We start from the raw sequence: 21,862 nt of genomic DNA, 5'->3' as shown, positions 1-21,862 counted from the left end.
TATAGTGGAGGGAAGAACAACCCGTCGCATGCCCCCTGGCGGCGGGGCGATCGGCCCTGACGCGCCGATGTGCCTGCAGGTCTCTAGGGGGTGAATCATGCTCGCGGTATCCGATGCTCGTCCGGTCGAGTCGGTCGGGTCCGCGGGTTCGGCGTGGCCGGCGTTGGACGGGCTGGTCGATGGCGTCGTCGATACGCGTCGTCGCGCGGCGGCGGCGCAGGCGGCAGAAGCCCGGTTGCTGGCGGCTGCGGTGGATCTGGTTGCGGATCGGGTCGAACTGTTGCGGCAGGAAGCACAGCAACTGGGGCGGGCACGCGTGCGCTCATCCGACGCGGACCTACCGCTCCGAGAGGTCGCATTGGAGCTCGCGATGGCGCTGCGGGTGTCGGATCGGGGTGTGCAGCGGCGCATGTCGGAAGCGTTCCTGCTGCGTGAGCACTTCCCCACCACCTTGAAGGTGTGGGAGGACGGCGGCATTGATGCGGCGCACGCGTGGGCGATCAGTCGCATCGGGATGCTGCTTCGCACGCCCGACGATCGTGCCCGTTTCGAAGCCCTCGCCCTGGAGGCCGCACGGACGGAGTCTCCGACGCGGATGACGGCGGCGGTGAAAGTCATCGCTGCGACCATCGACCCCGACGCGTTCACCGACGCCACCGACCGCGCGTACGAGACCCGCTCGGTCCGACTGTTCGACCTGGATGACGGGATGGCACGCCTGATCGCCGACCTTCCCGCACCCCTCGCCTACGCGATCCACGACGCCCTCACCAGCCGCGCCTGCCACGTCCTCGACCACCCCGAAGGCGCCGCCGACGGCGCGGCCGCGAGCGGCGGTGGTGAAGGTGATGCAGACAGTGGAGATGGTGGTGACAACGACGGGCAGAGCGTCGTCACTGGGACGGCGCGCACTACCAGCGATATTGGCAACGCCGACACCGACCCAGCATCCTGCGGTGGTGCGATCTGCGTGCAGGAGAAGGATCACCGCTCGCTCGCGCAGGTGCGCGCTGACATCCTGAGCGACCTGCTGCTCACCGCCACTCCCACCACCACAGCCACCGGGGCGGGGCTGGAGACGGTGACCGCGCAGATTCAGTTGACGATCCCCGCACTCACTCTCGCCGGCGCCCCGGACGCAGGTCCAGCGATCCTGACCGGGTACGGACCGATCCAGCCCGCCCTCGCCCGAAGACTCACCGGGCTCGCACCCGGGTGGGATCGGGTGTTCACAGACCCCATCGCCGGCATCCCGGTCGCGGTCGACCGGTACCGGCCGTCCGCGGGCCTTCGCCGCTACCTGAGCGCACGGGATGAACGATGCCGCACGCCCGGATGCACCCGCCCCGCACACCGATGCGACCAGGACCACACCACCGCCGCCGCGATCGGCGGAGCGACCGCACACGATAACCTCGCCCACCTGTGCCGACGACACCACACGCTCAAACACCACACCACCTGGCGAGTACGGCACCTCGGAGGCGGAACCCTGCAATGGACCTCCCCCACCGGACGACACTACGAAGACCACCCGCCCAGCCGCGTCCGATTCGTCCCCGACACCACCACACCGGCACCTGGCGGGGGCGAGCCGCCACCGTTCTGAGAGGATCGACGGATGAGCGAGAGCCTCGATGCCGAGTTGGACCGCATCTTCGCGGCGCGAGATCGCGATGCGATGGCGCCGACGATCGCGGCGCTCGAGGAGATCCACGCCCGGCATCCCGATCACGCGCGTGTCCTGTACGAGCTCGCTGGGGCGCATGACACCGCCGGTGACGAAAGCGCGGCCTCGGCTCTGTATCCGCGCGCGCTCGACGCCGGTCTGACCGGCGACATCCGCCGCCGATGCCTGCTCCAGTACGCCAGCACGCTGCGAAACCTCGATCGGTTCGACGAGTCCCTCCGGGTGTTCGCCGACGCTCGCGACGAGTTCCCCGAAGCGGTCTCACTGGCCGTGTTCGAGGCCCTCAGCCTTCATGCTGCCGGCCAGGTCCACGCGGCCTTCGCCGAGCTGCTCGATGTCGTCGCCGCGCACGCGCCGGAGACGGAGCTGGATCGCTACCGCGCATCGCTGCGCGCAAACGCGGACTACCTGCGAGATCTGGACGTCGCCGCAGACGGCGGGGCGTGACAGCACGCCGCCGTCGACGCGCACTCAGCTCGCGACGATCCGCACGTCCGCGGCATCCACCGACAGGCGCACCGCGTCGCCTTCCGCCGTCTCCGCGGCGAGCATCTGCGCGACGGTGAGCTCGCAGACGACCGGCGGTGACGCCGTGTACACGCGGGCGCCCGCGGGCGTCGCCTCGATGCGTTCCACGCGCGCCGTCCACGTCGCGGTGCCGGAGGCCCGCACCGGCTCGGTGGCGCCGGCCCCCGCGGCCTCGCCCTCCGATGCCCCGGACCCTTCGCTCTCAAGGCGTACGGCACCGATCGGGATGAGCGCCACCGCGTCCCCGTCGCGCACCCCCGCAGCTCGCAGGCGCAGCACCCCGACCGCCCACACGCCGTCCTCCACACGCCCGTCCACCCGATTGACGCCGGCGAGGGCGGCGACGAAATCCGTGGCCGGGGCCGTGAGCACCTCACGCACCGGGCCCTGCTGAGTCACCCGCCCCGCTTCGAGCACGACGAGGCGATCCGCGACGGCGACGGCGTCGACCACGTCGTGCGTCACGAAGACCGTCGTGCACCCCGCCGCGCGCACACGCTCGGCGAGCGTGCGGCGGATGTCCGCAACCGTCACCGGATCGAGCGCCGTGAACGGCTCGTCCAGCAGAAGCACCCGCGGCTCGGTGGCCAGTGCGCGCGCCAGCGCGACCCGCTGTTGCTGTCCGCCGGACAGCTCCGCCGGACGACGATGCCCGATCCCGGAGAGGCCCACCTCAGCGAGCGCCCGCTCGGCACGCGAGCGCCGCTCGACCCGCCCGGCCGCGCGCCCCTCCCCCGCGGACACGCGCACGCCGAAGGCGACGTTGTCCCGCGCGGACAGATGGGGGAACAGGTGCGGATCCTGCCCCAGCAGCACGACCCCGCGGCGCTGCGGCGCGAGCTGCACGCGCGGCGACGACACGACCTCGCCGGCGACGTGCACACGGCCCTCGGTGATCGCCAGCAGCCCGGCGATCACCGAGACGAGGGTGGACTTGCCCGCACCACTCGGGCCCATGACGGCGACGATCTCCCCCGCGGATGCCGAGATCTCGGCATCCAGGACGAACCCCTCGCGCCGCACGACGACGTGCGCCTCGAGCGCCGCGCCGCTCACCGGGTCGCTCCCGGGCGCCATGCCCGCACCGCGAGAAGCACCGCCAGCGCGGTCACGAGCAGCAGCAGCGACAGCGCCACCGCGGTGCCCTGCGACACCCCGGCCCCGTTGAACGCGGTGTAGATCGCCAGCGGCATCGTCTGCGTCACCCCCGGCGCATTGCCGGCGAACAGCGCCGTCGCGCCGAACTCCCCGATCGCGCGCGCGAAGCACAGCACGGTGCCGGCGATGAGGCCGGGAGCCGCCAGCGGCAGCGTGATACGCCACAGGATGCGCCAGCGCCCCGCACCGAGCGCCGCCGCCGCCTGCTCGTAGCCCGTGCCCGTCGCACGGAGGGCTCCTTCGACGGCGAGCACGAGGAACGGCAGCGCGACGAAGGTCTGCGCGATCACGACGGCCGCGGTCGTGAAAGGCAGGCGCACGCCGACGACGGCGAGCCACTGCCCGAGCCAGCCGTTGCGTCCGAGCAGGAACAGCAGTGCCACCCCGCCGACCATCGGCGGCAGCACGAGCGGGACCGTGACGAACGCCCGCAGCACTCCCGCCAGGCGCGGACCCGACCGCGCGATCCAAAGTGCCAGCGGGATGCCGAGAACGATGCAGACGAGGGTCGCGAGCGCGCCGGTCACGAGTGACAGCCCGAGCGCCGACACCGCTGCCGGCGACGTGATGTCTCCCCAGAGCGTCGCCCCGTCGACGCGCCCGACGAGCGCGGTCAGCGGCACGACGAGCACCGCCAGCCCCAGCACGGCCGGCACCCCCAGCGCGAGCGGGACGAATCCCCGCGGCTGCCCGTGCCGCCCCGGCGCGATGACCGTCATGGCGTACCGAAGCCGAGGTCGGTGAGGGTGGCGCGTGCGGCATCGGAGCGCACGAAGTCCACGAAGGCCCGCGCGGCCGGAGAATTCGCAGCGTTGTCCAGGGCGACGATCGGGTACGTGTTGACCACGGCATCGGCGCCGGGCGTCGCCACGGTCTGAACGTCGGCGGTCGTCGTGGCGTCGGTCACGTACACGAGCCCGGCATCCGCCTCGCCGCTGGCCACTTTCGTGAGGACGGCGGTCACGTTCTGCTCGTAGCTGTCGACGGATGCCGTCACGCCCGCCTTCTGCAGCAGCGTCTGCGAGGCCGCGCCGCACGGCACGTCGGCCGCACACAGCACGACCCGCAGGGACGGGTTGGCGAGGTCGGCGAGCCCCTGCACGCCGGCCGGATTTCCGGAGGGGACGATGAGGGTGAGGACGTTCGTCGCGAACGGCTGCGGCGAGGAGGCGAGCCCGGCGGCGACGACCTTCTGCATGTTCTTCTCGTCGGCGGAGGCGAAGACGTCGGCGGGGGCGCCCTCGATCAGCTGGGTCGCCAGCGTCGACGAGCCGTCGTAGCTGATGGGACGGATCGTCACACCCGGGTGCGCCGCCTGGAACTGATCGGCGAGCCGGGTGAAGGCCGCCTTCAGCGACGCCGCGGCGAAGACGGTCAGCTCGCCGGACATGCTGTCCGACGACGCCGTCCCCGAGGCGGCTCGGCCGGCATCCGCCGATCCCGCACCGGCGCTGCAGCCGGCGAGCGCCATGGCCGTGGCGATGAAGGCGGCGAGGACGTACCGCGATCGCGTGCGCATCAGCTCTCCTTCGGAGTCTCGACGATGACGGAGGTGGCTTTGATGACCGCCACGGCCAGCGCACCGGGCTCGAGCCCCAGGTCGCGGACCGCCTCGGCCGACATCAACGAGACGACGCGGTGCGGGCCGGATTGGATGTCGACCTGCGCCATCACTCCGTCCTGCTGCACGCGCGTGACGAGCCCCACGAATCGGTTGCGTGCGCTGGAGAGGACATCCGCGGGGTCTGCGGCGGCGTGGGCGAGTGCGACCGCACGGGCGGCGAGCGCATCGCCGGGGATCTCGACCGGCGAGGCCCCCGTTGTCGGAAGAATGCTCTGATCGACCCACCGACGGAGGGTGTCGTCGCTCACGCCGAGCAGACGCGCGGCCTCGGTGACACGGTATGAACGCATACCGCCGACGATAGCGCGCATCTGCGGACAGAAGGCCGCCTCAGAGGACGCATTTGCGGATTTCGACAGCGGGAGGCGCTTGTGGCGCACGGCCCCGCGGACGGGCACGGCGGATACGCTGGCACCGTGCCGCTGCCTCCTCTCGTCGACCCCGCTCCCGACCTCAGCCCCGCCGAACGCGCACGCACGCAGCGCCACCTCGTGCTGAACGGCGTGGGCGATCTCGGTCAGCGCCGACTCGCGGCCGCGCATGTCGCCGTCGTGGGCGCCGGCGGGCTCGGCTCCCCCGTCGTCATGGCACTGGCCGCGGCCGGCATCGGCACCCTGACGGTCATCGACGACGACGTCGTCGACCTCAGCAACCTCCAGCGGCAGCTTCTTCACCGACACGCCGACATCGGCGCGCACAAGACCGCATCGGCGGAGCGCGTCGCTGCCGACCTGTCCCCCGAGACGGTGGTCATCCCCGTCGCCGAACGCCTCACGACCGAGAACGCGCAGGACCTGCTCCACGGCGCCGATCTCGTCGTGGACGGCAGCGACACGTTCGAGACCCGGGCAGCGGTCGCCGCCGCCTGCGAGAGTCTCGGCATCCCGCTCGTCTGGGGCGTGCTGCAGGAGTTCCACGCACAGGTCACGGTGTTCTGGAACGCACCACCGGCCGGGACCGACCCGGTCGTGCTGTCCGACCTGCATCCCGCCGACGAGGTCGGCACGCCGCCCACCTGCGCCGAGGTCGGCGTGCTCGGAGCCCTCTGCCTGCAGGTGGGCGGCATCCTCGCCGTCGAGGCGATCAAGCTCATCGTGGGCACCGGTGAGCCGCTGCTGGGCCGCGTGCTCGTGATCGACGCCCTGCGCGGGACGCAGACCGAGGTCGCGCTGCGCGGGGCTGCTCCCGCCGCTACGACGACGCCGCAGCCGATCGACGCTCCCGCCGCGGCGGCCCCCGCGGCGATCCGCGAGCTGACGGCGAGCGAGATGCTCGCCGCTCAGGAGGCCGGCGCCACCCTCCTCGATGTGCGCGAACCGTGGGAGACGCAGACCGGCGTCGTCGCCGGCTCCGTCCTGATCCCCCTCGGCGATCTCCTGGACGATCCGGCGCAGATCGACGACGAGCACGTCGTCGTCATCTGTGCGCACGGCATCCGCGCCCGCCATGCTGCCGACGCCCTCCGGGCCCGCGGCGTCGACGCCGACATCCTCGTGGGCGGTCTCGCCGCGTGGCAGCAGTCATGAGCGCCGGCGCGCCGCTGCGCACCGTCGAGGAGCAGCTCGGCGACGTGCTCGCCGCCGTGCGTCCACTGCCCACCGCGCGGGTCGCACTGGCGGAGGCGACCGGCGCGACACTGCGCGAGCCGGTGCGCGCCGCCCTCGACATCCCCGTCTTCGACAACTCGGCCATGGACGGCTTCGCCGTGCGCTTCGCCGACGTCGCGCACGCGAGCCCCGCAGCTCCCGTCATCCTCCGCGTCGTCGCGGACCTGCCGGCGGGCACCGCCGACGATCCACCGCTCGCTGCGGGCGAGGCAGCGCGCATCATGACGGGCTCGCCCGTGCCCTCGGATGCCGACGCCATCGTCCCCTTCGAAGACACCGCCGGCGGGCTCTCCGACTCCCTGCAGACCGCGACGGTCCAGCGCGCCCCGCGCTCAGCCGGAGCGTTCGTCCGCCGCGCGGGCGATGACCTCCGCTCCGGCGACGTGGTCCTGGAGGCGGGCATGATGCTCGGACCTCTCCAGGTCGCTGCGGCGACCGCCGCGGGACGCACACACGCGGTCGTTTCGGCCCGGCCCCGCGTCGCCATCGTCTCGACGGGCAGCGAGCTCGCCCCGGCCGGAACACCACTGCGACGCGGGCAGATCCCCGAATCCAACGGCGTCCTGCTCGCGGGGCTCGCGGCGGCTGCCGGCGCCGACGTGATCGCTCAGGTCTGCGTGGACGACGAGGGCGGCGCTCTCCGCGACGCGGTGGCGGGGCTGCTGGCGGCATCCGTCGACGCGGTGATCTTCTCCGGCGGCGTCAGCGCCGGCGCCTTCGAAGTGGTGCGCACCGAGCTGGCGGCGGCCATGACCTTCAGCCGCGTCGCGATGCAGCCTGGCAAACCGCAGGGCTTCGGCACGCTGCCCACGCCCACGGGCGTGGCGTTGCTGTTCGGCCTGCCGGGAAACCCCGTCAGCGCGGCCGTCTCGTTCGAGGTGTTCGTCCGTCCCGCCCTGCTGGCGATGCAGGGGCGACGGGTGATCCGGCGCCCCCGGCTCACCCTGCCCGCCGCGACGTCGTGGCGCACCCCGGAGGGACGGCGGCAGTATCTGCCCGCGGTCATCGACACCGCGGGCGACCGCTGGAGCGTACGACCGGCGACGGCGGGCGGATCGGGATCGCACCTCGCGGGCGGCCTCGGGCTCGCGCGTGCCCTCGCCGTCGTCCCCGCCGACGTCGCCGAGGTGCACGAGGGCGACCCGGTCATGGTGCACCTGCTGGAAGGATGGGACGCATGAGCTTCACCCACCTGGACGGCGCCGGTCACGCCCGCATGGTCGATGTGACCGAGAAGCAGCCGACGGTGCGCGCTGCGACCGCCGCTGCGCTCGTCCGCTGCGCGCCCGCCGTCGTCGCCGCGCTCCGCGACGGAGCGGTGCCGAAGGGCGATGTGCTCGCCGTCGCACGCATCGCGGGCATCCAAGCCGCCAAACGCACGCCCGAGCTGCTTCCGCTCGCCCATGTGATCGGGGTCCACGGCGCGAGCGTGGACCTGTCCATCACCGACGACGGCGTCGAGATCACCGCGACCGTCCGCACCGCCGACCGCACCGGGGTGGAGATGGAAGCGCTGACGGCGGCCTCCGTCGCGGCCCTGACGATCGTCGACATGGTGAAGGGCATGGACAAGGCCACCGCCATCGAGAACGTCCGCCTCATCGCCAAGACCGGCGGCAAGTCGGGCGACTGGGTGCGGGAGTCCTGATGCCGCGGGTCCGTTACTTCGCCGCCGCCGCCGAGTTCGCCGGGCGCGACGAGGAAGCGCGAACCGAAACCGATCTCGACGGCCTGCGCGCCGCGCTCACGCGGGAGTCTCCGGCACTCGGGCGGATCCTCCCCCGCTGCGCCGTGCTCGTCGACGGACGCCGCACCGACGGCTCGGCGCCGCTCGGCGCCGATACCCTCGTCGACGTGCTGCCGCCGTTCGCCGGCGGCTGAGCGCTCAGCCGCCGATCCCCTTCCACGCCGCGGCCCCGTCGGCCGTCAGCTGACGCTTCCACACCGGCAGCTCGCGCTTGATCGCCTCGATGATGGCGCGGCACACCTCGAACGCCTCGGCGCGGTGGGGCGTCGAGACGGCGATGACGACGGCGGCCTCGCCGACCTCGACGCGCCCGACGCGATGGCTCACGGCGACGGTCGCGCGCGTGTCGCCGATGGCGGTCAGCGCGATGTCGTGCAGCGTCGCCTCGGCATCCGGGTGCGAGGAGTATTCCAGCGCGAGGACGGCCGTTGCGGCGTCGGGGTCGTGATCGCGCACCGTTCCGATGAAGCTCGTGACGGCCCCCGCCCGGGGGTCGTCGACGGCGGCGAGGTGCGCGGCGGCATCCAGCGGCTCCTCGGTGATGCGGGCGATGCGAACGGCAGCCATCAGTGATCTCCTCCGTCGAGCTGGTGCACCACATGACCGGCGACCGAGAGGATGACAGGCATCCCGGAGGTCACGGCCGCCGGCGACCCGGGCAGGTTGACGATCAGGGCACGCCCCGCGGTGCCGGCGCGACCGCGAGAGAGCATGCCGGCCGGCTTCTCGGCCACGCTGCGACGGCGAAGCTCCTCGGGGATGCCGTCGAGCGCGCGCTCGATGACGCGATCCGTACCCTCGGGCGTCTCGTCTCGTTTGGCGACGCCGGTCCCCCCGGTCGTGACGACGAGGCGCGCACCGTCGGCCAGGGCGGCGCGCAGCGCGGACTCGACGCTGTCGGCGCCGTCGGCGATGATGCGCGCGTCGGCGCACTCCCACCCCGCCTCGCGCAGCGCGGCGACGGCCAGCGGCCCCGCCGTGTCGGCGCGCGCACCCGCAGCCGACCGATCCGAGACGGTGATCACGACGGCGAGGCTGCCCACGCCCCCACCCTACGCCCCCGCCCCCTTTCCCCCGTCTCGTCGCCGAGCCGCCACCTTCCGCGCGAGCCGCCCTGTTTCGGCGCGACATATCGTGGCGGGTCGGCGAAAACGTGGCGGCTCGGCGAAGAGGCGGGAGGGGCGCTACAGGAGCATGCCGAAGGCGGCGACGTCGGCGGGAGCGTCCAGGCGCGTGAAGCCCAGACGCGCGTAGAACGCGATGGCACCGGCGTTGGTGCCGGCGGCGACCAGGTGCACGCCCCGAACCTCTGCGGCGCGAAGTCGCTCCAAGAGCGCGGCGATCAGCCGGCGCCCCCACCCCTGCCCCTGAAGTTCGGGAAGCAGATCGATGTGCAGATGCGCGGGGAAGGACTCTGCGAAAGGCTCGGCGCCCGGATGGCGCCCGTAGGCGTACGCCAGCACGGAGTCCTGTCGCGTGGCGGGCTCGCCGACCGGCTTCGGCCAGCGCTGCGCGAAGCGCGGCCACCACTCGCTCAGGAACCACTCCTCGAATGCGTCGGTGTCGTCGGTGGCGACGGCGTAGCCCGCGACCCGCCCATCGTCCGTCTCGACGACCACGGCGAGTTCGGGGTGGCGCGCGACGTACGGCAACACGAACACCGCCCCCCAGATGTCGTCGTCGTCCAGGATGCCGGTGGCATCGCTGCCGGCATCGCCGGTGCGCAGGCAGATGTCGGCGAGGGCGGGCTCGTCGCCGGGGCGAAAAGAACGCAGGAAGGGCACGGGGCGAGTCTAGGTCGCAGCCTCCGCGCGCTCGGCGGCATCGGTGTGTTCGGCCGCCGCGGTGATGCGGTTGGCCATCCCCCGGAAGATGAAGCCGTGGAAGGGCAGCACGGCCAGCCAGTACAGCCGCCCCGACAGGCCGGAGGGGAAGAACACCGCCCGCTGGCGGTAGACAGCGCCGCCGTCCGGTCCCGGCTCGCAGCCGAGGTCGAGCCATGCGAGTCCCGGGACCTTCATCTCGGCACGCAGGCGCAGCAGCTGCTGCGGCTCCACCTTCTCGACCCGCCAGAAATCGATGACGTCGCCGACGGCGACGCGGCTGCGGTTTCGCCGGCCGCGCACGAGCCCTACGCCTCCGACGACCCGGTCCATCCAGCCGCGCAGCGCCCACAGCAGGGGCGCGGAGTACCAGCCGTTCTCGCCGCCGATCCCCTCGATGACCTCCCAGAGCCGCGCGGGGCTCGCGGTCGTCGTCGCCGTGCGCACGTCGGTGAAGACGGTGCGCCCCGACCAGTCCGGATCGGACGGCAGCGGATCCGACGGCACGCCGCTGACCTCGGCATCCTGCCAGCTCGTCTCCACACTGTCGGCCGCGACGCGACCCAGGGCCAGCGCCACGGCCCGACGATAGGGCGTGAGACCACCCGCGGGCGGCGGGATGATGGCGTCGATGTCGTGGTCGTCCATGACGCACTCGTTCTGCAGTGAGGCGATGAGCGGGCGGGCGATCGAGCGCGGCACCGGTGTCACGACGTTCACCCAGTGCGACGCCAACCCGGGTGTGAGCACCGGAAGGGGCGCGATGGGCCGCTGCGGCAGGCCCGCTTCGACCGCGTAGCCGTTCATCATCTGTCCGTAGCGCAGCACATCGGGGCCGCCGATGTCGACGGCGCGGTTCACGTCGGCGGCGACGCGTGCAGCCCCCAGCAGGTAGTACATGACGTCGCGGACGGCGATCGGCTGGATGAAGTTGCGCACCCACTTGGGGGCGGGCATGTACGGCAGCACCTCGGTGAGGTGGCGGATCATCTCGAACGACGCCGACCCCGACCCGATCACGACCCCGGCCTGCAGCACCAGCGTCGGCACACCGCTGGCGAGGAACACCTCCCCCACCTCGACGCGGGAGCGCAGGTGCGGGCTCAGCGGCACGCCTTCCGGGTGCAGTCCGCCGAGGTAGACCAGACGAGCGACGGATGCCGCGGCCGCCGCCGTGGCGACGGCGCGCGCGGCCTCGAGGTCGGCCTGCTCGAACCCGGCGCCGGCCGACATCGAGTGGATCAGGTAGTAGAGGACGTCCACGTCGGCGCAGGCCTGCGCGAGCGCCGGCTCGTCGACGGCGGAGCCGACCATGACCTCGACCTCTTCACCCCAGGAGAAGGCGCTCAGGCGGGCCGCATCGCGCACGAGCACGCGGACGCGATAGCCCGCGGCGATCAGCCTCGGCACGAGCCTCCCGCCGATGTAGCCGGTCGCGCCGAGCACGAGCGCCCGCGGCGCCGTGACGTCCGCGCGGGGTACGGCGCGCAGCTCCTCTTCCCGACCGGTGGGGCTCGACAGCTCGCTCATGTGTGTCACGCTAGACGGCTGCTGCGCGCGGCGCATCCCCTTGCGCACGGGGTCGCCGCGCGCAAGGACGAGCGTCAGCGGCGGCCGGTGCCGAAGAGCCCCCGGATGACGGAGTTCAGGATCGTCTGGGTCGACTTCGAGTTCAACACCTGCTCGATGGGCGATTTCTGTGACGCGCGGGAGGTGCGCGTCGTCCGCGTCGAGCCGCCGGTGGAGCGCAGGATCCGGTCGTACTCCTTCTGTCGCTCGCGCTCGGCGGCGGCATCCGCCTTCGCCTGTGCGGCCCGCTGCTTCTCCTGCTCCTTCGCCGCCTGCTCCTGCACCTTGGCCTGTGCGGCCGCGGCGTCCGCCTCCGCGGCGGCGTTCATCTTCGCGGTGAGGATCTCGCGCGCCGACTCGCGATCGATCGGCGTGCCGTAGCGGGCCAGCAGCGGCGAGGCGTGCACGGCTCGCTCGATGTCCGGGTCGGGGGTGGGCGACATGAGGCCCTGCGGCGCGCGCAGTCGCGTCCAGGCGACCGGGGTCGGCGCACCCTTCTCGTTCATGACGGTGACGATCGCCTCTCCGGTGCCGAGCTCCTGCAGCACCCGTTCGAGGTCGTAGCCGCTCGTCGGATACGTGCCCACGGTCGCGCGCAGGGCCTTCGCGTCGTCGGGGGTGAAGGCACGGAGGGCATGCTGCACGCGCGAACCGAGCTGGCCGAGCACGTCGGAGGGCACGTCCTTCGGCGTCTGCGTGACGAAGAAGACGCCGACGCCCTTGGACCGGATGAGGCGGACGGTCTGCGTGATCGCGGCCAAGAACGCCTTGGACGCATCGCGGAACAAGAGGTGGGCCTCGTCGAAGAAGAACACGAGCTTCGGCTTGTCGAGGTCGCCCACTTCGGGGAGGATCTCGAACAGCTCGGCCAGCAGGTACATGAGGAAGGTCGAGAAGAGCGCCGGCTTGTCGGCGACGCCGGGCACCTCCAGCAGCGAGATCACCCCGCGTCCGTCCGGAGCGGTGCGCAGGATGTCGCGCACGTCGAACTCGGGCTCGCCGAAGAAGACGTCGGCGCCGTCGTCGGCGAAGGTGATGAGCTTGCGCAGGATCACGCCGGCCGTCGCCGACGACAGCCCGCCGAGCTCCTTGAGCTCGTCCTTGCCCTCGTCGCTCGTGAGCCACGTGAGCACGGCGCGCAGGTCGGACAGGTCGACCAGGGCCAGTCCGTTCGCGTCGGCGTAGTGGAAGACGAGTCCGAGGCTGGACTCCTGGGTCTCGTTGAGGCCGAGCACCTTGCTCAGCAGCAGCGGCCCGAACCCCGAGACGGTCGCGCGCACCGGCACGCCCTTGCCGACGCCCCCGAGGGCGAAGTACTCGGTGACGGATGCCGCGGGCGCCCACTCCTGTCCGATCGCCGCCGTCCGCGCGAGCAGCTTCTCGCTCGGCGCGCCCGGCGTCGCCACGCCCGACAGATCGCCCTTCATGTCGGCGGCGAAGACCGCAACGCCCTTCGCGGCGAGCTGTTCGGCGAGCCCCTGCAGCGTGCGGGTCTTGCCGGTGCCGGTGGCTCCCGCGACGAGGCCATGTCGGTTCATCATGGCCAGCGGGATGCGGATCTGCGCCGACGGCACCGGCTCGGTGTTCATCAGGGCACCGAGATCGAGGGTCAGGCCCTCGAAGGCGTACCCCTTCGCGATCGCGGCGACCTGGTCGCCGTCGAGAGGTCCGGATGCCGCGGCATCCGGTGCCGCCGCGGCATCCGCAGCCGGAGCGGCCGGCGGGGCCTGCTCCTCGGGAGGAGATATCGCCTCGGGAGGTGCAGAGGCGGCCTCGGCATCCTCCGGAGCGGAAATCTCCTCCGCGGGCGCAGGGCCGGCGGCGCGCGCGGCCTGGGCGGCGGCGAGCGCGGCTTTGGCCTGGGCGAGCTTCAACGCGGCCTCGGCCGCCTCTGCCTCGGCCTGAAGTCGGGCAAGTTCTGCGTCATCGACAGCGCTCATGGCGCTCAGCCTAGCGAGCGCAGCCGCTCGTTCTCGCGCTCGAGCATCCGCGCGCAGACCACCGCGATCACGAGGGTCGCGCCGATGCCGACGAGCGTTCCGCCGACGGTGTCGCTGAGCCAGTGAGCGTGCACCTGGGTGCGACTGAACGCCATCGCGAACACCCAGGCGCCGCCGACGACGGCGACCCACACCCGCGGGAAGAGGATGACGGCGATCGTCGCGACGGTCGCGGCGTTGGCGGTATGTCCGGAAGGGAACGAGCCGTGGTCGGAGAAGACGATCATGTCCTCGGGGCGCGCACGGCCGAACAGCGCCTTCAGCAGCTGGACGAGGGCGACGCTGCCGAGCGAGGCGACCACGACGAAGAGGGCGCCGCGCGGCCGGCGCAGCCAGAGCATCAGCGCCACGCCGCCGAGCGGGACGACGAAGGTCGCGAACCATCCGCCGCCGAGGAAGTTCATCGCGAGGGCGGCGCCGTCGAGAAAGGCGAAGCGGTCGACGAAGACGTTCCACCATTCGTCGACGTTCACGTCGGCTTCGACCACCACCTGGATGCCGAGCCACACCGTGATCGCGATCAGCAGCACGCCCACGACGAGCCGCTGCAGCATGACCGTGGTGACGTCATCGTCCAAGGGTGCTCTCATCGCCCCATTGTGCCCGACGCCCGCGGCTCAGGGGGCGAGCCGCTCCACGGTCCACGGTCGCACGATCGCCCAGAGCGAGATCGCGCCGATGAGCGCGCATCCCACCATGACCGACGCCATCGTCGTCGCCGTGATCCCGGCATCGCGCGCGACCCATCCGACGATCGGGGAGATGAGCCCCGCGACGCCGAAGTTCGTCGCCCCGAGGATGGATGCCGCCGTCCCGGCGGCCTTGCCGTGGCGATCGAGCGCGAGCACCTGCACGCAGGGGAACGTGAAGCCGCACGCCGTCATGAACACGAACAGCGGCACCATGGTCCCCCACAGGCCCCATCCGAGCTGGTCGCACACGATGATCGCGATCGCGGCGACCACGAGCACGCCGGTCGACACCGACAGCACCCACTGCGGACCGAACCGGGCAGCCAGGCGGGCGGCCACCTGCACACCGACGACCAGGCCGAGGGAGTTGGCGGCGAACAGCAGCCCGTACTGCTGGGCGTCGAAGCCGTAGGTCTCCTGGAAGAGGAACGACGAGGAGGACAGATACGAGAAAAGCCCACTGAAGGACATGCCCCCGATGATGAGCACGCCGACGAACACGCGGTCGCTGAAGACGGCGCGGTAGCGCTGCAGCACGGTGGTCGCTCCCCGCTCCTTCCGCCGTGCGGCGGGCAGCGTCTCGGGGATGAGCCAGATCGCCGCCACGAGCATGACGGCACCGTAGACGGCGAGGACGACGAAGATGCCCCGCCACGGCATGACGGTCAACAGGGCCGAGCCGATGAGGGGCGCGACCACGGGGGCCGCGCCCGAGACGAGCGCGAGCCGGCTCAGCATGACGACGAGGCGGCGTCCGCCGAACAGGTCGCGAACGATCGCCATCGCGACCACGCCGCCGGCGGCAGCGCCGACGCCCATGAACACGCGGGCGATCGCCAGGAGCGTCAGATCCGGCGCCAGCGCCGCGGCGACACTCGCCACCACGTGCAGGGCGGTGACCGCGAGCAGCGGCATGCGGCGCCCGACCTTGTCGCTGAGCGGGCCGACGATCAGCTGACCGAGCGCGAAGCCGACTATCGTGCCGGTCAGGGTGAGCTGGATCGCCGCGGCGGACGTACGGAAGTCGGCCTGCAGGGTCGGGAACGCGGGGAGGTAGAGGTCGATCGTGAACGGCCCCAGCGCCGTGAGGGCACCCAGAAGGATGATGTAGACCACGCGGCGTGCCGTCGAGATCGCGTCACCGGGATGCAGGACGACCGGAGCGGTGGCAGGGTGCGAGCCGAGAGTGCGGATGGCACCCGTGGCGGTGCGCCCTGGGCCGGACGGGACGCGGGTCGGAGCGGTTCGGGGGGCGGATTCTTCGCGCACGGGGTCCAGACGAGTGAAAGCGGAGGGAGCGGTCGCCGAGAGCGGATCGGCGCGCGACCACAACGACAGGGAGGGCTCGAAACGATTCGAGCAGACTTCGATCCTAACCTTTTCCCCAGCCTCAGAGTCATGCAGCCGCATACGATCGACATGCTGCCCCTGCGGGAGCGGCCCCCGACCGCGAATCGAGCCGAGGACCCATGACCCCCACTCCGTCCGACAAGAAGCGCACGAGCGGCAACCCCGCCACGCGCGCGAACCTCGAGCTGACCGTCAAGCAGCAACGCGAGCTCCAGAAGCAGGAGAAGCTCGCCGAGTACCAGCGTCAGCTCGCGCGCCGGCGGCGCAGCCGTCTCACGTGGTGGATCGTCGGGGCCACGGCTGCCGTCGCCATCGTCGCGGTCGTCGCGGCATCCATCGCCTTCGCGCCGAAGCCGGTCACCTACCAGGCCGGTGGCACCGGTGCCGCCATCGACGGTGTCGAGACGTTCACGAACACGACGCAGCACGTCGCCGGCACCGTGGACTACCCGCAGAATCCCCCCGCGGGCGGCCCGCACAACCAGTACTGGCTGAACTGCGGCATCTACGACCAGCCCCAGCAGAACGAGTACGCCGTGCACTCGCTCGAGCACGGTGCCGTGTGGGTCACGTACGACAAGACGCGGGTCAGCGCCGCCGATCTCGATGCGTTGACGGCGCAGCTGCCGTCGTCGTACGTGATCCTCTCGCCGTACGAGGGCCTTCCCACGCCGATCGTGCTCAGCGCGTGGAACGCGCAGCTGAAGCTCGACAGTGCGGCCGACCCCCGCATCCCGTCGTTCTTCGAGGAGTACTGGCGCAACCAGAACGTCCCCGAGCCGACCTCATCCTGCAGTGGTGCGGTCGACGGGCCGGGCAAGCAGTCGTGACCGCGCCCGAGCCGGCGAACGGGCGCGCCCTCCCCCCGTGGTGGGCGGTGCTCCTGGTCGCGCTCGCCGTCGCCGCGCTCGCGTTCGCGATCGGCCGCTTCTCCACCTTCGCCGCGGCCGGGGCTGCGGCGGCACCCACCTCCGACTCCCCCGAGGCCGGGTTCGCCCGCGACATGCAGCTGCACCACGGGCAGGCGGTCGAGATGGCGATGGACATCTACCGCACGACGCAGAACGACGGTGTGCGGGTCCTGGCCTACGACATCGCGACGACGCAGTCGGCACAGAAGGGCGAGTTCTACGACTGGCTCGTCAAGTGGGGCCTGCCGCAGAGCGGCGGTCCACTCATGGCGTGGATGGATGCCGCGGGCACCTCCCACCCGCACGGCGGCGGCGCGGCGCGTCCGACCGACGCGGAGCTGATGACGCAGATGGGAATGGCGAGCGCCGATGAGATCGCGGCGATGCGGGCGCAGTCCGGCACCACCGCCGACTGCACGTTCCTCGGCCTCATGATCCGCCACCACGAGGGTGCACTGCCGATGGCGCAGGCGCTGTTGCAGCTCGGACACGAGCCCCGTGCGCTCGCGGTCGCTCAGGGCGTCATCGCGACGCAGTCCGCCGAGATCGACCTGATGACCTCGCTGCGCGCCGGACTCGGCTGCACGACCTGACGCGCGGACGCCGTCCGTTCACGCGCAGGCGGGGCACGCCGTTGCCCGGCCGCGCTCTGCGCCCGTATGCGTGTGGGCGGCAATGACCTCACCGGCGCACACCGTCCATGCGGTGCGCGTGAACCCAATCTCCTCGGGCGCACCGACGAAGGGATCGCGATCGGCCACCGCGAGATCGGCGGCGGCACCGACACGGATCCGTCCGGCCGCGCCGTCGCCGATCAGCTCGTGCGAGCCACTCGTGTAAGCGGCGAGCGCCGCGCTCAGCGGCAGCTCCTCACCGGCACCGAGGGGCGCGGCATCCGCGACACCGACCTCGCGACGCGTGACGGCGACACCGATGGCCTCCCACGGGTCGGGGGTCGAGACCGGCCAGTCCGAGCCCATCGCCAGGGTCGCACCCGCGCGGCGAAGGGAGCCGAAGGGAAACTGCCATCCGCTGCGCGTGGCTCCGAGCAGCGGCTCGGTGACCGTGCGCATGACGTCGTTGCGGCAGGCCCAGAGCGCTTGCGCGTTCACGGTGGCGCCGGTCGCCGCGAAGCGGGGGACGTCGTGCGGGTTCACGACCTGCAGATGAGCGATGTGATTGCGCACACCGGTCGGGGCGGTGCCGGCGGCGGCGAACGCATCGAGCGCCTGGGTCACGGCCGCATCGCCGATCGCATGCACATGGACGGCGATACCGGCGGCGTTCAGCGCAGCGACGACGCTGCGGACGAGCTCATCGGGGAAGTAGCGCAGGCCCGCGGAGCCGTCGGGATAGCCGTCCTGAAGCGCGGCGGTCTTCGATTCGATGATCCCGTCCAGCATCAGCTTGGCGGTGCGGGTGGAAAAGCCCGTGGCCTGCCCCGCGTCGGCCCGCGCCCGCACGCCGGCGACGAAGGCGTCGACGGCATCCATGGTCAGGTCACGAGGCACCCAGATCGCGCCGGTGGGCCGACCGCGAAGGCCCGCGGCGAGCGCGAGATGGTACGCATCGGTGAAGTCGGGGATGCTGCCGAACGACGCCAGAGCGGCCTCCTGCCAGCCGGTGACGCCGAGGGAGATCAGGTGGTCGGCGGCGGCACGGATGCCGGGCGCCAGCGCGGCGGGGCTCGGCTCGGGCGCCACACGTCCGACGAGGTCGACCGCGCCTTCGCGCAGCGTCCCCTGCGGTTCGCCGTCCGCACCGCGGACGATGCGCCCGTCCGGCGGGTCGGGCGTCGTGCGATCGATGCCCGCGAGGGCGAGCGCGCGCGAGTTCGCCCAGCCGCTGTGTCGGTCGCTGTCCAGCAGGAGCACCGGCCGGTCGGGCACGACGGCGTCGAGAGCCTCCCGCGAGGGCGTACCGCCTGCGAACCACTCGGCGCGCCACCCGCCGCCGCGCACCCACGCCTGCGGGTCGATCAGCGAGGCGGCGTGCGCGCGGATCCGGTCCAGGCAGGCCGCCTCCGACCCGGCGTCGTCGAGGCTGCAGTCCAGCGCCTCGAGCGCGACGAGCCCCAGGTGCACGTGGGCATCGGCGAACGACGGCGCGATCACGCCGCCCGCGGCATCCACCTCATCGGCACCCGGCACCACCGTGCGCGCGGCGGCGAGCGATCCCACCCCGACGATCGTTCCGTCACGAACGGCGACGGCCTGCGCCGGGATGAGCCGCTCCCCGTCGAACACCGGTCCGCCGGTGACGATGAGCGCCGTCATGATCCGGCTCGCAGGACGGGGCGAAAGAAGCGATTCGCCGGTGGTGCCCATACCGCCACGAGCACCGCCGCGTAGACCACGATCTGGCCGATGGACCAGCCGTCCCAGTCGTGGTCGACGGCGAGACTCCACAGCTGCAGGCCGACGAGTGCGACCGCGAGGACGCTGATGAAAAGACGCGACAGGCCGCTGCCGCGTCCGAGCCCGGCGGCCGCGGCCACCGACAGCAGCCCGAAGAGGATGATGCCGGCACCGATCAGCGAGACGCTCATCACCAGTGATCCGGGAACGTCGTAGCGGGTGAGCAGGAAGAGGATTCCGAACATCGCGTTCGCCAGGCCGCCGACGTACACGAGCACCACGGCGATGGTCACCGGCACCGGCCGCGACACCTCCCGGGTGTGCGAGGTGGCGTGCGGCGCGGCATCACGCAGCGCACGCGCGACGTAGCGGCGCTGCACGGCCCGAACGATCTCGATCAGCACGATGGCGCCGATGCAGCCGGCCGTCACGACCAGCGCCGTCGTCTGGCCGGGATCGACCAGCAGGAAGAACTGGCGCGACAAGGCCACCGAGAAGATCACGACGAGGGCGATGAACATCGCGCCCACGACGGCCCCCTTGAACCGGTTGAGCGGGCGGCTGAGCACCGCGAGGATCCAGATGCCCACGACGGCGAGAATGATCGTCGCGCCCGTGCGCACCTCGTCGACCGGCGTCCCGGCGCCGCGCACGATGAGGGTGTACAGGGTGAGGGTGAGCGCGACGACCACGCCCGTCGGAATCGCGAAGCTCAGCGAACGGCGCAGGAACCCCGGGATGTAGCGCTGCGCGTTGGGCATGAGCGCGAGGAAGAAGGCGGGGATGCCGATGGTGAGCCCGTCGGTGATCGACAGCTGGCGGGGCAGGAACGGGAACTCCAGCACGAGCACACCGAACAGGATCGCCAGCAGCGTGGCATACGTCGTCTTGGTCAAGAACAGCATCGAGACCCGCTCGATGTTGGCGATGACCTGCCGCCCCTCGGCGACGACGTCGGGCAGGTGCGAGAACCGCCCGTCGAGCAGCACGAGGCGCGCGACCGCCTTCGTCGCCGCCGCACCCGAGTTCATGGCGATGCCGATGTCGGCGGTCTTGATCGCCAGCGCGTCGTTCACGCCGTCGCCCGTCATCGCCACGGTGTGCCCGCGGGACTGAAGGGCGAGGACCATGCGCTTCTTCTGATCCGGCGTGACACGGCCGAAGACGGTGTGCTCCTCGAGCACCGCGGCGAGCGCCGCATCGTCGTCGGGGAGTGCGCGGGCGTCGTAGCCCTCCGCGGCATCCACACCCACCTCGCGCGCGATCGCCGCCACGGTGCGCGGATTGTCGCCGGAGATGATGCGGATGCCCACGCCCTGGGCGCGGAAGTACTCGAGCGTCTGCGCGGCGTCGGCGCGCACCTTCTCGCGGAAGGTCAGCACGGCGACGGCCGCGAGCTCGTCCGGCAGACGCTCCGCGTCGACGTCGGCCGCCGTGAGCGGCCGCGACGAGAAGGCGAGCACGAGCGTGCGGCGGCCGGTCGAGGCGCGCTCGATCACGGCGGCTCCGAGCGCGTCTGCGATGTCGGTCGCGGCGGCACCGAACACCATCTCGGGTGCACCGAGCACCCACGTGCCCGCCGGATCGCCGTCGTCGTCGAACGCCACGGCGCTCCACTTGCGCGCGGACGAGAACCCGATGCTCTCCCGAGCGACACGCGGCCGGTCCGCCGCCTCGGGAGCGAACGGCTCGCGGAGGGTGCGCGCCGTCGCGTTCGCATCCGGAGTGTTCCCGAACCAGCCGAGCGTCCGCCGCCAGCCGGCGACCTCGTCGAGCAGGTGGGCGTCGTCGTAGGTGATCTCCCCCTCGGTCAGGGTGCCGGTCTTGTCGAGGCAGATCACGTCGACCCGGGCGAGGCCCTCCACCGCAGGCAGCTCGTTGACGAGCACCTGTCGCGCGGCCAGGCGTGCCGCTCCCACCGCGAAGGTGATCGAGGTCATCAGCACCAGCCCGAGCGGGATCATCGCCGTCAGCGACGCGATCGTGTTGACGACCGCCTGCACCCAGCTGCCGCTCTCCCACGCGGCCCGCCATCCGCCGGCGACCTGCATCTGGGCGTTGAGCACGAGCAGACCGATCGGCCCGATCGCCCAGCCGACCCAGGTCAGCACGCGGTTGATCGAATCGCGCAGCTCCGAGCCCACGAGAGAGAAGCGCTTCGCCTCGTCGGCGAACGCATTCGCGTAGGCGTCGACGCCTACGCGGACGACCTGCGCATCGCCCTCCCCGCCGACGACGATCGACCCCGACAGCGCCTCGTCGCCGGGGTGCTTGTCGACGGCATCCGACTCGCCCGTCAGCATCGACTCATCGATCTGCAAGCCTCGCGATCGCACGATGCGCGCGTCGGCCGGCACCTGGTCTCCGGCACGCAGCACGAGGATGTCGGCGAGCACGACGGCCGATTGCGCGACGTCCTGCTCCGTGCCGTCCCGGCGCACGCGCGCCTGCGCGGCGTTCAGCAACGCGAGCTTGTCGAGAGCGGACTTCGCACGGAACTCCTGCACCGAGCCGATGACCGCGTTGGCGACGGCGGCGAAGCCGAAGAGAGCGTCCTGCCAGCGTCCGAGCGCGAAAAGGATGCCGAAGCACGCGAAGACGATGCCGTTGAACAGTGTGAAGACGTTGGCGCGGATGATGCTCAGCGCACTGCGACTCGTCTCGGCGCGGTAGGCGTTGGACCGGCCGTCCGCTGTCCGCACGTCGACCTCGGCGGCGCGCAGTCCGACCGCGGGATCGACCTCCTCGATCGGCGAGGGCGCCGATGAGGCGAGACTGGTCATGGCATCACACTAAAGGAGCGGCG

Annotated in this window: 21 protein-coding genes; 8 read left to right on the top strand and 13 right to left on the bottom strand. The window is 71.9% G+C overall.

All coding sequences use genetic code 11. From position 1 onward, the window contains the following. The first annotated feature begins 97 nt into the window (after positions 1–97). Both HMPREF1529_RS07825 and HMPREF1529_RS07820 read left to right on the top strand, forming a co-directional pair. Positions 98–1,609 (top strand): HNH endonuclease signature motif containing protein, encoded by a 1,512-nt coding sequence (locus tag HMPREF1529_RS07825; protein WP_016464403.1) that lies wholly within the window; start codon positions 98–100, stop codon positions 1,607–1,609. A gap of 12 nt (positions 1,610–1,621) precedes the next feature. Continuing rightward, complete coding sequence (locus HMPREF1529_RS07820; RefSeq protein ID WP_016464402.1) at positions 1,622–2,137, top strand: tetratricopeptide repeat protein; 516 nt, start codon at positions 1,622–1,624, stop codon at positions 2,135–2,137. Positions 2,138–2,161: 24 nt separating this feature from the next. Here the strand turns inward: HMPREF1529_RS07820 and HMPREF1529_RS07815 are convergent, their stop codons facing one another. The 4 genes from HMPREF1529_RS07815 to HMPREF1529_RS07800 are packed head-to-tail and all read right to left on the bottom strand — an operon-like array spanning position 2,162 to position 5,290. Continuing rightward, positions 2,162–3,295, bottom strand: a complete 1,134-nt coding sequence (locus HMPREF1529_RS07815; RefSeq protein WP_016464401.1) for a sulfate/molybdate ABC transporter ATP-binding protein — start codon at positions 3,293–3,295, stop codon at positions 2,162–2,164. Next, complete coding sequence (locus tag HMPREF1529_RS07810) at positions 3,271–4,095, bottom strand: ABC transporter permease (RefSeq protein WP_016464400.1); 825 nt, start codon at positions 4,093–4,095, stop codon at positions 3,271–3,273. Before HMPREF1529_RS07810 ends, HMPREF1529_RS07815 begins: the two co-directional genes overlap by 25 nt. Beyond that, positions 4,092–4,895: a molybdate ABC transporter substrate-binding protein gene (modA, locus tag HMPREF1529_RS07805; RefSeq protein WP_016464399.1), complete on the bottom strand. Its 804-nt coding sequence runs from the start codon at positions 4,893–4,895 to the stop codon at positions 4,092–4,094. Before modA ends, HMPREF1529_RS07810 begins: the two co-directional genes overlap by 4 nt. After that, positions 4,895–5,290: a TOBE domain-containing protein gene (locus HMPREF1529_RS07800; protein WP_036283080.1), complete on the bottom strand. Its 396-nt coding sequence runs from the start codon at positions 5,288–5,290 to the stop codon at positions 4,895–4,897. Before HMPREF1529_RS07800 ends, modA begins: the two co-directional genes overlap by 1 nt. Positions 5,291–5,371: 81 nt before the next feature. Between HMPREF1529_RS07800 and HMPREF1529_RS07795 the strand changes: the two genes are divergently transcribed. The 4 genes from HMPREF1529_RS07795 to HMPREF1529_RS07780 are packed head-to-tail and all read left to right on the top strand — an operon-like array spanning position 5,372 to position 8,488. Beyond that, positions 5,372–6,526 carry a ThiF family adenylyltransferase gene (locus tag HMPREF1529_RS07795; RefSeq protein ID WP_016464398.1) on the top strand — a complete coding sequence of 385 codons (1,155 nt, stop codon included), beginning with the start codon at positions 5,372–5,374 and terminating at the stop codon, positions 6,524–6,526. Further along, positions 6,523–7,788 carry a molybdopterin molybdotransferase MoeA gene (locus tag HMPREF1529_RS07790; RefSeq protein WP_016464397.1) on the top strand — a complete coding sequence of 422 codons (1,266 nt, stop codon included), beginning with the start codon at positions 6,523–6,525 and terminating at the stop codon, positions 7,786–7,788. The genes HMPREF1529_RS07795 and HMPREF1529_RS07790 overlap by 4 nt, the downstream gene beginning before the upstream one ends. Then, entirely contained in the window at positions 7,785–8,255 is a 471-nt protein-coding gene (gene moaC / locus HMPREF1529_RS07785; RefSeq protein ID WP_005051425.1) for a cyclic pyranopterin monophosphate synthase MoaC, read from the top strand. The genes HMPREF1529_RS07790 and moaC overlap by 4 nt, the downstream gene beginning before the upstream one ends. Continuing rightward, positions 8,255–8,488: a MoaD/ThiS family protein gene (locus tag HMPREF1529_RS07780; protein ID WP_016464396.1), complete on the top strand. Its 234-nt coding sequence runs from the start codon at positions 8,255–8,257 to the stop codon at positions 8,486–8,488. The genes moaC and HMPREF1529_RS07780 overlap by 1 nt, the downstream gene beginning before the upstream one ends. 4 nt (positions 8,489–8,492) lie before the next feature. Here the strand turns inward: HMPREF1529_RS07780 and HMPREF1529_RS07775 are convergent, their stop codons facing one another. The 7 genes from HMPREF1529_RS07775 to HMPREF1529_RS07745 all read right to left on the bottom strand — a co-directional run bounded on the left by HMPREF1529_RS07775 (position 8,493) and on the right by HMPREF1529_RS07745 (position 15,848). Further along, complete coding sequence (locus tag HMPREF1529_RS07775) at positions 8,493–8,921, bottom strand: molybdenum cofactor biosynthesis protein MoaE (protein ID WP_005051429.1); 429 nt, start codon at positions 8,919–8,921, stop codon at positions 8,493–8,495. Beyond that, positions 8,921–9,397 (bottom strand): MogA/MoaB family molybdenum cofactor biosynthesis protein, encoded by a 477-nt coding sequence (locus HMPREF1529_RS07770; protein WP_016464395.1) that lies wholly within the window; start codon positions 9,395–9,397, stop codon positions 8,921–8,923. The genes HMPREF1529_RS07775 and HMPREF1529_RS07770 overlap by 1 nt, the downstream gene beginning before the upstream one ends. Positions 9,398–9,538: 141 nt before the next feature. Further along, on the bottom strand, positions 9,539–10,138 hold the full coding sequence (locus tag HMPREF1529_RS07765; protein ID WP_016464394.1) for a GNAT family N-acetyltransferase: 600 nt from the start codon (positions 10,136–10,138) through the stop codon (positions 9,539–9,541). Between the two features lie 9 nt (positions 10,139–10,147). Continuing rightward, positions 10,148–11,707, bottom strand: a complete 1,560-nt coding sequence (locus HMPREF1529_RS07760) for an SDR family oxidoreductase (protein ID WP_036282814.1) — start codon at positions 11,705–11,707, stop codon at positions 10,148–10,150. Between the two features lie 74 nt (positions 11,708–11,781). Further along, complete coding sequence (locus HMPREF1529_RS07755; RefSeq protein ID WP_016464392.1) at positions 11,782–13,686, bottom strand: helicase HerA-like domain-containing protein; 1,905 nt, start codon at positions 13,684–13,686, stop codon at positions 11,782–11,784. Between the two features lie 5 nt (positions 13,687–13,691). Next, the gene (locus HMPREF1529_RS07750) at positions 13,692–14,336 is read right to left on the bottom strand and encodes a phosphatase PAP2 family protein (protein ID WP_016464391.1); all 645 of its coding nucleotides are present in this window, start codon (positions 14,334–14,336) and stop codon (positions 13,692–13,694) included. A gap of 27 nt (positions 14,337–14,363) precedes the next feature. Beyond that, positions 14,364–15,848: a multidrug effflux MFS transporter gene (locus HMPREF1529_RS07745; protein ID WP_016464390.1), complete on the bottom strand. Its 1,485-nt coding sequence runs from the start codon at positions 15,846–15,848 to the stop codon at positions 14,364–14,366. 59 nt (positions 15,849–15,907) lie between these two features. Between HMPREF1529_RS07745 and HMPREF1529_RS07740 the strand changes: the two genes are divergently transcribed. Then, positions 15,908–16,618 (top strand): DUF3105 domain-containing protein, encoded by a 711-nt coding sequence (locus HMPREF1529_RS07740; protein ID WP_016464389.1) that lies wholly within the window; start codon positions 15,908–15,910, stop codon positions 16,616–16,618. After that, positions 16,615–17,292 (top strand): DUF305 domain-containing protein, encoded by a 678-nt coding sequence (locus HMPREF1529_RS07735; RefSeq protein WP_016464388.1) that lies wholly within the window; start codon positions 16,615–16,617, stop codon positions 17,290–17,292. Before HMPREF1529_RS07740 ends, HMPREF1529_RS07735 begins: the two co-directional genes overlap by 4 nt. 18 nt (positions 17,293–17,310) lie before the next feature. Here the strand turns inward: HMPREF1529_RS07735 and HMPREF1529_RS07730 are convergent, their stop codons facing one another. Together HMPREF1529_RS07730 and HMPREF1529_RS07725 are read right to left on the bottom strand one after the other, a co-directional pair. Further along, on the bottom strand, positions 17,311–18,975 hold the full coding sequence (locus HMPREF1529_RS07730; RefSeq protein ID WP_016464387.1) for an amidohydrolase: 1,665 nt from the start codon (positions 18,973–18,975) through the stop codon (positions 17,311–17,313). Beyond that, positions 18,972–21,839 carry an HAD-IC family P-type ATPase gene (locus tag HMPREF1529_RS07725; RefSeq protein ID WP_016464386.1) on the bottom strand — a complete coding sequence of 956 codons (2,868 nt, stop codon included), beginning with the start codon at positions 21,837–21,839 and terminating at the stop codon, positions 18,972–18,974. Before HMPREF1529_RS07725 ends, HMPREF1529_RS07730 begins: the two co-directional genes overlap by 4 nt. Between the last annotated feature and the right edge of the window lie 23 nt (positions 21,840–21,862).

This window comes from Microbacterium sp. oral taxon 186 str. F0373 (assembly GCF_000411455.1).
Classification (GTDB): Bacteria; Actinomycetota; Actinomycetes; order Actinomycetales; family Microbacteriaceae; genus Microbacterium.
This window is presented reverse-complemented; position numbering and strand designations above follow the sequence as displayed.

Coding starts and splice junctions, on each gene's coding strand:
- HMPREF1529_RS07725 (WP_016464386.1), bottom strand. CDS start 21,839: ATGACCAGTCTCGCCTCATCGGCGCCCTCGCCGATCGAGGAGGTCGAT.
- HMPREF1529_RS07825 (WP_016464403.1), top strand. CDS start 98: ATGCTCGCGGTATCCGATGCTCGTCCGGTCGAGTCGGTCGGGTCCGCG.
- HMPREF1529_RS07750 (WP_016464391.1), bottom strand. CDS start 14,336: ATGAGAGCACCCTTGGACGATGACGTCACCACGGTCATGCTGCAGCGG.
- modA (WP_016464399.1), bottom strand. CDS start 4,895: ATGCGCACGCGATCGCGGTACGTCCTCGCCGCCTTCATCGCCACGGCC.
- HMPREF1529_RS07740 (WP_016464389.1), top strand. CDS start 15,908: ATGACCCCCACTCCGTCCGACAAGAAGCGCACGAGCGGCAACCCCGCC.
- HMPREF1529_RS07790 (WP_016464397.1), top strand. CDS start 6,523: ATGAGCGCCGGCGCGCCGCTGCGCACCGTCGAGGAGCAGCTCGGCGAC.
- HMPREF1529_RS07820 (WP_016464402.1), top strand. CDS start 1,622: ATGAGCGAGAGCCTCGATGCCGAGTTGGACCGCATCTTCGCGGCGCGA.
- HMPREF1529_RS07800 (WP_036283080.1), bottom strand. CDS start 5,290: ATGCGTTCATACCGTGTCACCGAGGCCGCGCGTCTGCTCGGCGTGAGC.
- HMPREF1529_RS07755 (WP_016464392.1), bottom strand. CDS start 13,686: ATGAGCGCTGTCGATGACGCAGAACTTGCCCGACTTCAGGCCGAGGCA.
- HMPREF1529_RS07810 (WP_016464400.1), bottom strand. CDS start 4,095: ATGACGGTCATCGCGCCGGGGCGGCACGGGCAGCCGCGGGGATTCGTC.
- HMPREF1529_RS07745 (WP_016464390.1), bottom strand. CDS start 15,848: ATGCGGCTGCATGACTCTGAGGCTGGGGAAAAGGTTAGGATCGAAGTC.
- HMPREF1529_RS07730 (WP_016464387.1), bottom strand. CDS start 18,975: ATGACGGCGCTCATCGTCACCGGCGGACCGGTGTTCGACGGGGAGCGG.
- HMPREF1529_RS07815 (WP_016464401.1), bottom strand. CDS start 3,295: ATGGCGCCCGGGAGCGACCCGGTGAGCGGCGCGGCGCTCGAGGCGCAC.
- HMPREF1529_RS07780 (WP_016464396.1), top strand. CDS start 8,255: ATGCCGCGGGTCCGTTACTTCGCCGCCGCCGCCGAGTTCGCCGGGCGC.
- HMPREF1529_RS07775 (WP_005051429.1), bottom strand. CDS start 8,921: ATGGCTGCCGTTCGCATCGCCCGCATCACCGAGGAGCCGCTGGATGCC.
- moaC (WP_005051425.1), top strand. CDS start 7,785: ATGAGCTTCACCCACCTGGACGGCGCCGGTCACGCCCGCATGGTCGAT.
- HMPREF1529_RS07760 (WP_036282814.1), bottom strand. CDS start 11,707: ATGAGCGAGCTGTCGAGCCCCACCGGTCGGGAAGAGGAGCTGCGCGCC.